This window comes from Variovorax sp. CF313 (assembly GCF_000282635.1).
Taxonomy (GTDB): Bacteria; Pseudomonadota; Gammaproteobacteria; order Burkholderiales; family Burkholderiaceae_C; genus Variovorax.
Genome location: NZ_AKIW01000116.1, coordinates 1 through 8647 on the forward strand (window position 1 = coordinate 1; position 8647 = coordinate 8647).

8 protein-coding genes are annotated in these 8647 nt (G+C 67.2%); 6 read left to right on the plus strand and 2 right to left on the minus strand.

Annotated elements, in window-relative coordinates:
- Positions 1-76: 76 nt before the first annotated feature.
- Positions 77-1360: a branched-chain amino acid ABC transporter substrate-binding protein gene (locus PMI12_RS25175; protein WP_007838163.1), complete on the minus strand. Its 1284-nt coding sequence runs from the start codon at positions 1358-1360 to the stop codon at positions 77-79.
- Positions 1361-1484: 124 nt separating this feature from the next.
- Between PMI12_RS25175 and PMI12_RS25180 the strand changes: the two genes are divergently transcribed.
- Positions 1485-1856, plus strand: a complete 372-nt coding sequence (locus PMI12_RS25180; protein ID WP_007838165.1) for an Hsp20/alpha crystallin family protein — start codon at positions 1485-1487, stop codon at positions 1854-1856.
- 189 nt (positions 1857-2045) lie between these two features.
- Positions 2046-2801 carry an alpha/beta hydrolase-fold protein gene (locus PMI12_RS25185; RefSeq protein WP_007838167.1) on the plus strand — a complete coding sequence of 252 codons (756 nt, stop codon included), beginning with the start codon at positions 2046-2048 and terminating at the stop codon, positions 2799-2801.
- Here PMI12_RS25185 and tsaD read toward each other — a convergent pair.
- Positions 2737-3798 (minus strand): tRNA (adenosine(37)-N6)-threonylcarbamoyltransferase complex transferase subunit TsaD, encoded by a 1062-nt coding sequence (tsaD, locus tag PMI12_RS25190; RefSeq protein WP_007838169.1) that lies wholly within the window; start codon positions 3796-3798, stop codon positions 2737-2739. The two genes, PMI12_RS25185 and tsaD, sit on opposite strands and share 65 nt — an antisense overlap.
- A 103-nt stretch (positions 3799-3901) precedes the next feature.
- On the opposite strand from tsaD, the gene PMI12_RS25195 reads away from it, so the two are divergent.
- The 4 genes from PMI12_RS25195 (at position 3902) to PMI12_RS25210 (ending at position 8509) form a co-directional block, all read left to right on the plus strand.
- Positions 3902-5164 carry a nitrate regulatory protein gene (locus PMI12_RS25195; RefSeq protein WP_007838171.1) on the plus strand — a complete coding sequence of 421 codons (1263 nt, stop codon included), beginning with the start codon at positions 3902-3904 and terminating at the stop codon, positions 5162-5164.
- A gap of 339 nt (positions 5165-5503) precedes the next feature.
- On the plus strand, positions 5504-6748 hold the full coding sequence (locus tag PMI12_RS25200; RefSeq protein ID WP_007838172.1) for a CmpA/NrtA family ABC transporter substrate-binding protein: 1245 nt from the start codon (positions 5504-5506) through the stop codon (positions 6746-6748).
- Between the two features lie 10 nt (positions 6749-6758).
- Positions 6759-7703 carry a nitrate ABC transporter permease gene (gene ntrB / locus PMI12_RS25205; protein ID WP_007838173.1) on the plus strand — a complete coding sequence of 315 codons (945 nt, stop codon included), beginning with the start codon at positions 6759-6761 and terminating at the stop codon, positions 7701-7703.
- Positions 7700-8509: an ABC transporter ATP-binding protein gene (locus PMI12_RS25210; protein ID WP_007838174.1), complete on the plus strand. Its 810-nt coding sequence runs from the start codon at positions 7700-7702 to the stop codon at positions 8507-8509. Before ntrB ends, PMI12_RS25210 begins: the two co-directional genes overlap by 4 nt.
- The last annotated feature ends 138 nt before the right edge of the window (positions 8510-8647 follow it).

The window sequence follows — 8647 nt, forward strand, 5'->3', positions numbered from 1 at the left end:
GGGCCGCAGGTGTTGCCCCCGGTGAGGGGGAGGGAGAAGCGACACGAAGTGCGCGAAGCCTGGGGGAGAGCCAAGTTCAAGGTTTCTTCATCTTGCACGAGGTCGGCAGTTCGGCGCGCTCGGCGGGAATCGTCTTGACCACACGGAAGCCGTAGCCCGAGCCCTCGACGTCGAACTGCACGCCCGGCCTGCCCTGCCGGTCCATCACGCCGACGACGAGCTGCTGCTGGAACTGATGGTCCGTCGCGCGCATGCGCCCGCGCTGGCCGTACAGGCTCACGTCGGCCTGCTCCAGTGCGCGCGCCATCGGCACCGCGTCGGCACTGCCCGCACGCTCGACGGCCTGCACGAGCGCTTCGATCATCAGCTGCAGCCGCATGTGCACATAGTCGTCGGCCGGCTTCGGAAAGCGCGTGCGGAAGGCTCGGTAGAAGGTTTCGGACTGCGCCGTCTGCACGTTGGGCAGCCAGTCTGCCACGGCGATCACGCGGCCGATGCCCGCATCGCCGATGGCGGCCGGTGCCCCCAGCGCATTGCCGTAGAAGGTATAGAAAGTACCGTTGAAGCCCGCCTCGCGTGCCGCCTTCACGAGCAGCGTGAGGTCGTTGCCCCAGTTGCCCGTGACCACGGCCTGCGCGCCGCTCGCGATGATCTTGGTGGCGTAGGGCGCGAAGTCCTTCACCTTGCCCATGGGGTGCAGTTCGTCGCCCACGATCTCCACGTCGGGGCGCTGCGCACCGAGCTGCCGGCGCGCCTCGCGCAGCACGGCCTGGCCGAAGCTGTAGTCCTGGCCGATCAGGTAGACGCGCTTGAGCGCGGCATCGTCCCTCACCACATCCATCAGCGCAGCCACGCGCATGTCGGCATGCGCGTCGAAGCGGAAGTGCCAGAAGCTGCAACGCTCGTTCGTGAGCGCCGGGTCGACGGCCGCGTAGTTGAGGAAGACCACGCGGCGCGCGGGGTCGCGCTCGTTGTTCTTGTCGATGGCATCGACCAGCGCCGAGGCCGTGGCCGACGAATTGCCCTGCAGCACGATGCGCGCGCCGTCGTCCATCGCGGCGCGCAGCGCGGAAAGCGCCTCCTCGTTCTGCCCCTTGCTGTCGTAGCGGTCGAGCTGCAACGGACGCGCGCCGCCGGGCAGCTTCACGCCGCCGCGCGCATTCACGCGCTCCACCGCCCACAGCAGGTTGCGGAACACGGCCTCGCCGGTGTTGGCGAACGGGCCGCTCATGCTTTCGATCAGCGCCAGGCGAATGGGTGCGGGCGGGGCCGCCTGCGCCAGCGCGGCGAACGGCCTCGCGCATAGCGCCAGCGCCGCGAATTTCAAGGCCTCGCGACGCCAAATAAAGGGGAGATTCATTGTCTTGAAACGCGTGCCGATGCGCCTAGATGAGGTCTCAAGCGGCACTCACGATGGAACGGCCGCGCAGTGTAAGGGACACACATTCCTTGTCCCCATTGTGTTCACTCAGGAGTTCTTCACCATGCTTTTCGCCCCCACCCTTCGCACCGCCCGCTTCGCTCCCCGCGCCTATGACCGCGCCTTCGAACGCTTCGTGAACGATGCCTTCGCCGCCCCCCGCCGCTCCCCGCTGGTGGAACAGGACGACAAGAGCTGGACCCTCTCGCTGGACGTGCCGGGCCTTGCGCGCGAAGACCTCGCGATCAGCATCGAAGGCGCCGTACTGCGCATCGACAGCAAGGCCGAAGCCAAGCGCCAGTTCAAGGCCGCCTACGAGCTGCCGCAGGACATCGACGTGGCCACCAGCGAGGCCAAGCTCGAGAACGGCGTGCTCACGCTGAAGCTCGGCAAACTGGTGCCCGTGAGCCAGGCCGCACAGTTGCAAATCAACTAGCTTGGCCTATGCCCACAAGAAGAAAATGTTGGTAACGGCCTCGTTTTGACTTTAAACGAGCACCTTATTCACAATAGCGCTGAATAACGTCACATGATGTGACGTTTTCTTAGAACTTTTTTCTTCGTGGGCGTCTCGTAACGCACCGAATTCCCTGCCGGTGCGGTTCGGGTGCCCCCAAAAGGCACCATGAAAACGCACCTTCAACCTGCCAATCCCAACGAACAATCCGACACGCTCCTGGTGTTCCTGCCCGGGGCCTACCTGAAGCCCGACGAGTTCGAGCGCGAAGGGTTCATCGCCGCGGTGCGCGAGCGCCATCTGGCGGCGGACGCGCTGCTGGTGGACGCGGACGTTTCCTACTACTACGAGCAAACGCTGAGCGAGCGCCTGCACACCGAGGTGATCGAGCCCCAGCGTGCCAGGGGCTACAAGTCGATCTGGCTCGTGGGTATTTCCATCGGTGGCTTCGGCGCGCTGATCCACGAACTGGCGCGGCCGGGCTCGGTGGACGGCATCGTGGCACTCGCGCCCTACCTGGGGCGCCGGGTGCTCGGCGCGGAGATCAGGAAGGCCGGCGGCCTGCGCGCCTGGCAGGCGCCCACCGGACCGCAGGCCGACGAGGAGCCCGACCGCAAGCTCTGGCCCTTCTTCCAGCAGTACCTGGACGCCAAGCCGTCGAAGAACCTGCCGCCGCTGTACCTGGGCTTCGGGCTGGACGACCGCTTTGCCAGCAACCACAAGCTGCTGGCCGACGCCCTGCCGCCGGGGCGCGTCTTCACGATCGAGGGCGGCCACGACTGGCCGCAGTGGCGCCAGCTGTGGCGCAATGTGCTGGACGTGCTGCCGCTGCCGGCAATCGGCCGCTCGCGGCAGCCGGCTACGCAGCCTGCGGCAGCGGCGCCTCAGCCGACGAGAGCGACGCCATGGGCCATCGCGGCTTGACGTCGAAGGCATAGCGCTCGCTCGCCTGCGACAGCCCGGACTGCAGGCGCATCGCCGCAGCCATGGCGATCATGGCGCCGTTGTCGGTGCACAGGTGCAACTCGGGGTAGTGCACACGCACCTTGCGCTTTGCGCACGCGGCATTCAGCTGTTCGCGCAGATTCCTGTTGGCCCCCACCCCGCCCGCCACCACCAGCCGCTTGAGTCCGGTCTGGTCGAGTGCCGCGAGCGACTTCTTCAGCAGCACCTCGACGATGGCCGCCTGCGTGGACGCCGCCAGGTCGGCCTTGTTCGCCTCGAGCTGGTCGCCGAGCTTCTTGGCCTGCGTGAGCACGGCCGTCTTCAGGCCGGCAAAGGAAAAATCGAGATCGCCGCTGTGCAGCAGCGGCCGCGGCAGCTTGAAGGCCGTTGCGTTGCCGCCTTCGGCCAGCTTCGCGAGCCACGGTCCGCCGGGGTACGGCAAACCCATGAGCTTGGCGCTCTTGTCGAAGGCCTCGCCGGCCGCGTCGTCGATGGTTTCGCCGAGCAGCTCGTAGCGGCCCACGCCGTCCACCCGCATCAGCTGCGTATGGCCGCCCGACACCAGCAGCGCGACGAACGGAAACTCCGGCGGATCGGCGCTCAGGAAGGGCGACAGCAGATGTCCCTCTAGGTGATGCACCCCCAGCACCGGCTTGCCAAGCGCCACGCCGAGCGCGCAGGCCACGCCGGCCCCCACCAGCAGTGCGCCCGCCAGGCCCGGCCCGCGCGTGTAGGCCACCACGTCGATCTCGGCCAGCGATCGTCCGGCTTCGGCCATGACCGTCTCGGTCAACGGCAGCACGCGGCGGATGTGGTCGCGGCTGGCCAGCTCGGGGACCACGCCGCCGTAGGCCTGGTGCATGGCGATCTGGCTGTGCAGCGCGTGCGAACGCAGCATCGGCAGCGCGCTGCCGTGCGACTCGACCAGCGCCACGCCGGTTTCATCGCAGGATGATTCGATTCCCAACAAGAGCATGGCGCCGAGTGTAGGCGGCGCCCCGTGCGGCCGCCCGCGAAGGGGCAAACGGCGTCCTGCAAGGCACGGATGTTGCAGTGAGAGGGTCAGCGCCCCTCCCACCATGAAATCCGGACTGAGTTTTCTGATCGCCGCCCGCCGTTGCGAGATCGACGAGCTGGACCGGCTCGCCCGCACCAGCGAGCTGGTGGGTGTGATCGGCCGCCTCGTCCACGCGCTGCAGCGCGAGCGGGGCATGTCGAACATGTTCCTCGCGTCGCACGGCGGCCGCTTCGCAGACCAGCGCGGCCCGCAGATCGCCGAATGCATGGCGCTCGAGCAGGAGGTGCGCGCCGGCTTCGACCAGCTCGAAGCCGACGACCACCGCGGCGCTGGCGCCGGCCACAGCGCGCGCCTGTTCAGCCGCATCGCCTGGGTGCTCCCGGGCCTGGACGCCCTGCCTGCGCTTCGCCGCCGCATCGATGCGCTCGAGCTGCAGCCTGCGCAGTCCACCGCCGCCTTCGCCAAGCTCGTTGCCGGCCTGCTGTCGGTGGTGTTCGAAGCCGCCGACGGCGCCACCGACCCCGAGATCTCGCGCCTGCTGGTCGCGATGTTCAACTTCATGCAGGGCAAGGAATTTGCCGGCCAGGAGCGCGCCTTCGGTGCCGCCGCACTGGCGCTGGGCCGCAGCGACGAGGCGCAGCGCCTGCAGTGGCAGCACCTGATCGAGTCGCAGGAGCGCTGCTTCCAGGTGTTCACCGATTTCTCTGGCCAGGCCGTGCTCGCGCTCTGGCGCAGCAGCCAGCCTGACGCCGAAGTGGCAGAGCTCGAACGCATCCGCCGGCGCGGCGCCACCTCCGCCCCGGCCGACGTACCGCTGAGCCAGGCCTGGTTCGACTGCTGCACCCGCCGCATCGACGCCATGAAGACCGTGGAAGAGCGCCTGGCCGCAGTCTTGCGCGCACTGTGCGAGCGCAAGACCGCGCAGGCGCGCAGCGAGTTGCAGGACTACCGGCAGCTGCTGGACACGCTGGCGCCGCAGGCCGGCGCCCTGTTTTTCGACGACGCCGACGCGCAGGCCGCCACGCCCGCCCAGTTCGGCCGCCACCTCGAACGCTCGGTGCTCGACATGGTCCAGGAGCAGTCGCACCGCCTGCAGGCCATGAGCGACGAGCTCGAAACCGTGCGCGCCTCGCTCAATGAACGCAAGATCGTCGAGCGCGCCAAGGGCCTGCTGATGGCGCACCGCCGGCTCAGCGAGGAAGAGGCGCACAAGATGCTGCGCCAGACCGCCATGAACCAGAAGCGGCGGCTGGTCGACGTGGCCGAGTCGATGCTGGCAATGGCCGACTACCTGCCCATGCTCGACCGCGCGCCCTCTCGCTGAAGCGCCCCCGGCCGTTCAACTTGGTGCAGTGCACAACAACCGTGCGATCGGCGCTGCGCGGCCCGATCGGGCCCTCGCCCGTGCTGCGCCACTGCATCGAGCTACTTTCTTGATAGCAGCACCCAGGTCCTGAAGGCTGGCACACCGCTTGCAAGCATTTCGTTCACAGGCCCCCAATGGGTCTTCAGGCAGGCGGCACCCAACGGCGGGTGCTTGCTACCGAACCGGACAAAGGCGTCCCCATCCCGCAAGGGCTCGTTTTCGAGCAGCCCCTGCGCGGTGCGGACGCCTTTTTTGTTTTTGTCTTTTGTTTGTTCGCCTTCAACCGGAGCCCCGCCCATGACCGACCTGCTCACAACCCGCCTCAGCCGACGCCGCGTCCTGCAAGCCGCCGCCATCGGCGCCGTGGGCATCGAACCCGCGCTGCGCGCCGCCGTCTGGGCCCAGGGCTCGGACAAGCCCGAGAAGGAGGAAGTGAAGATCGGCTTCATCCCGCTGACCGATTGCGCCAGCGTGGTGATGGCCTCGGTGCTGGGCATCGACAAGAAGTACGGCGTGAAGATCGTCCCCAGCAAGGAAGCCAGTTGGGCTGGCGTGCGCGACAAGCTCTCCAACGGCGACATCGACATGGCGCACGTGCTCTACGGCCTGGTCTACGGCATGCACCTGGGCCTGAGCGGCCCGAAAAAGGACATGGCCGTGCTCATGACCTTGAACAACAACGGCCAGGCCATCACGCTGTCGAAGAAGCTCTCGGACAAGGGTGCGGTCGATGCGGCCTCGCTCGCCAAGCTGATCGCAACGGAGAAGCGCGAATACACCTTCGCACAGACCTTCCCCACCGGCACGCATGCCATGTGGCTGTACTACTGGCTCGCCTCGGCCGGCATCGACCCGTTCAAGGACGTCAAGAACATCACCGTGCCGCCGCCGCAGATGGTGGCCAACATGCGCGTGGGCAACATGGACGGCTACTGCGTGGGCGAGCCCTGGGGCCAGCGCGCCATCATGGACGGCATCGGCATCACGGCCATCACCACGCAGGACATCTGGAAGGACCACCCCGAGAAGGTGCTTGGCTGCACCGCCGAGTTCGCGAAGAAGTACCCCAACACCGCGCGCGCCGTGACGGCCGCCATCCTCGAGGCCGGCAAGTGGATCGACACCGGCCTGCAGAACAAGAACAAGATGGCCGAGACCATCGCCGACAAGAGCTACGTCAACACGAGCGTGGACGCCATCAACCAGCGCATCCTGGGCCGCTACACCAACGGCCTGGGCAAGAGCTGGGACGACCCCAACCACATGAAGTTCTACAACGGCGGCGCCGTGAACTTCCCGTACCTGTCGGACGGCATGTGGTTCCTCACGCAGCACAAGCGCTGGGGCCTGCTGAAGGAGCACCCCGACTACCTGAAGGTCGCTACCGAGATCAACCGCATCGACATCTACAAGCAGGCCGCCGCCGCCACGCAGACGCCGGTGCCCAAGGAAACCATGCGCACCAGCAAGCTGTTCGACGGCTCGGTCTGGGACGGCAAGGATCCGAAGAAGTACGCCGAGTCCTTCAAGCTTCATGCATAGGGAGAACACCATGGTCAGCGCCGTTTTTCATTCACCGCTCGAAGCCTCCCTCCCTCTCCCGCGCGCGGGAGAGGGCCGGGGCGAGGGCAAGCCCCAGCCCCGCGCCGAAGCCGCCCCTCACCCCAACCCTCTCCCCAGAAGGGAGAAGGAGCAGAAACCGAGAGCGCCACTCGACCTGCGCGCCTTCTGGATGCGCGTGCTGCCGCCGCTCGCAGGCTTCGGCCTGCTGCTGCTGATCTGGGAGGTGGTGGCCATGAAGAGCACCACCGGCTTCCCGACGCCAGCGGCCACCTGGCAGCAGGCCGTGACCGTGTTCAGCGACCCGTTCTACAGCAAGGGGCCGAACGACCAGGGCGTGGGCTGGAACGTGCTCTCGTCGCTGCAGCGCGTGGCGCTGGGCTTCGGGCTCGCGGCGCTGGTCGGCATTCCGGCCGGCTTCGCGATCGGGCGCTTCGAGTTCCTCTCGCGCATGTTCAACCCGCTCATCAGCCTGCTGCGACCGGTATCGCCGCTGGCGTGGCTGCCCATCGGCCTGCTGGTGTTCAAGGGCGCCAACCCGGCCGCCATCTGGACCATCTTCATCTGCTCGATCTGGCCGATGGTCATCAACACCGCCGTGGGCGTGCAGCGCGTGCCTAGCGACTACATGAACGTGGCCAAGGTGCTGAACCTCAGCGAATGGAAGATCCTCACGAAGATCCTGTTCCCCGCAGTGCTGCCCTACATGCTGACCGGCGTGCGGCTGGCCGTGGGCACCGCGTGGCTGGTGATCGTGGCGGCCGAGATGCTCACGGGCGGCGTCGGCATCGGCTTCTGGGTGTGGGACGAGTGGAACAACCTCAACGTCGCCAACATCATCATCGCGATCTTCGTGATCGGCATCGTCGGCCTCGTGCTGGAGTTTGCGCTCATCAAGCTCGCCACTGCGTTCACGTTCGAAGAGGTGAAGTCATGATCGATGATTCGAAGTACATCGAGATCCACGGCGTCGAACAGGCCTTCAAGACGCCCAAGGGCCGCTTCGTCGCGCTGCGCGATGTGAACCTGAACGTGGCCAAGGGCGAGTTCATCACGCTCATCGGCCACTCGGGCTGCGGCAAGTCGACGCTGCTGAACCTCATCGCCGGGCTCACCACACCCACCGAAGGCTCGCTGCTGTGCGCCAACAAGGAGATCAAGGGCCCCGGCCCCGAGCGCGCGGTGGTGTTCCAGAACCATTCGCTGCTGCCCTGGCTCACCTGCTTCGAGAACGTCTACCTCGCGGTCGAGCGCGTCTTCGCGGCCACCGAGAGCAAGGCGCAGTTGCGCGCACGCACCGATGCCGCGCTGGCGCTGGTGGGTCTCACGCCCGCCGCACAGAAGCGCCCCGGCGAAATCTCCGGCGGCATGAAACAGCGCGTGGGCATTGCACGCGCGCTGTCGATGGAACCCAAGGTGCTGCTGATGGACGAGCCCTTCGGCGCGCTCGACGCCCTCACCCGCGCCAAGCTGCAGGACGAGCTTCTGGCCATCGTGCAGAAGACGCACAGCACCGTGGTCATGGTGACGCACGACGTGGACGAGGCGGTGCTGCTGAGCGACCGCATCGTGATGCTGACCAACGGTCCGGCCGCCACCATCGGCGACGTGCTGGCCGTGGACATTCCGCGCCCGCGCAACCGCGTCGAGCTGGCCGAAGACCCGGCCTACGTGCACGCGCGCAAGGCGGTGATCGACTTCCTCTACACGCGCCAGGCGCACGTGGAGAAGGCCGCGGCCTGACAGATCGACACAGCGCCCAGGCGCGTCGAGCCATGCCTTCCTTCCAGCAAACACCGCGGAACCGGCTTTGCCGGGCCGCAGGTGTTGCCCCCTGCAAGGGGCTTGGCGTAGCGACACGCAGTGCGCGAAGCCTGGGGG

Coding starts and splice junctions, on each gene's coding strand:
- PMI12_RS25210 (WP_007838174.1), top strand. CDS start 7,700: ATGATCGATGATTCGAAGTACATCGAGATCCACGGCGTCGAACAGGCC.
- PMI12_RS25195 (WP_007838171.1), top strand. CDS start 3,902: ATGAAATCCGGACTGAGTTTTCTGATCGCCGCCCGCCGTTGCGAGATC.
- tsaD (WP_007838169.1), bottom strand. CDS start 3,798: ATGCTCTTGTTGGGAATCGAATCATCCTGCGATGAAACCGGCGTGGCG.
- PMI12_RS25175 (WP_007838163.1), bottom strand. CDS start 1,360: ATGAATCTCCCCTTTATTTGGCGTCGCGAGGCCTTGAAATTCGCGGCG.
- ntrB (WP_007838173.1), top strand. CDS start 6,759: ATGGTCAGCGCCGTTTTTCATTCACCGCTCGAAGCCTCCCTCCCTCTC.
- PMI12_RS25180 (WP_007838165.1), top strand. CDS start 1,485: ATGCTTTTCGCCCCCACCCTTCGCACCGCCCGCTTCGCTCCCCGCGCC.
- PMI12_RS25200 (WP_007838172.1), top strand. CDS start 5,504: ATGACCGACCTGCTCACAACCCGCCTCAGCCGACGCCGCGTCCTGCAA.
- PMI12_RS25185 (WP_007838167.1), top strand. CDS start 2,046: ATGAAAACGCACCTTCAACCTGCCAATCCCAACGAACAATCCGACACG.